Annotated in this window: 1 protein-coding gene; it reads left to right on the top strand. The window is 37.7% G+C overall.

All coding sequences use genetic code 11. The annotated features are described in order from the left end of the window. A partial coding sequence (locus VER_RS08465; protein WP_162100401.1) for an ISL3 family transposase occupies positions 1–671 on the top strand: 671 nt, incomplete at both ends.

Genomic DNA, 671 nt, shown 5'->3' with positions numbered 1-671 from the left:
ATAATATCGTTCAAAGCCGTTGCTACGCATTGCCACGTTAGTGTAAATCAAGTCATCAGAGTCTTTAAAGAAATTAAATACAGTCGTCCCACAACCTTGCCACCGGTCTTATCTATTGATGAGTTTAAAGGAAATGCAGCGGGACAAAAGTACCAAGTCATTCTCACGGATCCAGAATCTCATAAAATATTAGATATTCTGCCCAAACGAGATACTACCGAACTAGCCAAATACTTTGCTCAATTCCCAAGGTATATACGAAACAACGTAAAATATATCACGATGGATATGTCGTTGCAATTCCGGTCTGTAATGCGTGATTGGTTCCCTCAAGCACAAATCGTCGCCGATAGGTTCCACTTAATTCGTCTCATTACCTTTGCCTTAGAAAGGGTCCGCAAAGCCGAGCAAAATACATTATCCAATGTAAGCCGTACCTTTAAAACTAACAAACGAATTTTAACAAAACACTTTAAAGCACTAACAGACAAAGAATTCACAAAACTTATGGATATGTTCCATTATTCTTCCAGATTACACCGTGCCTATGTATTAAAACAAGCATTTTCACGCGTTTTAATGTTTAAAGATAAAGAAAATATCCAATGGGCCATTGATCAATGGCTTTCCTTAGTAGCCAGCTCTGAACTACCTGAATTTAAATCACTTCT

It is taken from the genome of Veillonella sp. R32, assembly GCF_010093125.1.
In the GTDB taxonomy this organism is placed as follows: Bacteria; Bacillota; Negativicutes; order Veillonellales; family Veillonellaceae; genus Veillonella_A.
Note: the sequence above shows the minus strand (reverse complement) of the source record. Positions and strands in the feature narration are given on the sequence as shown.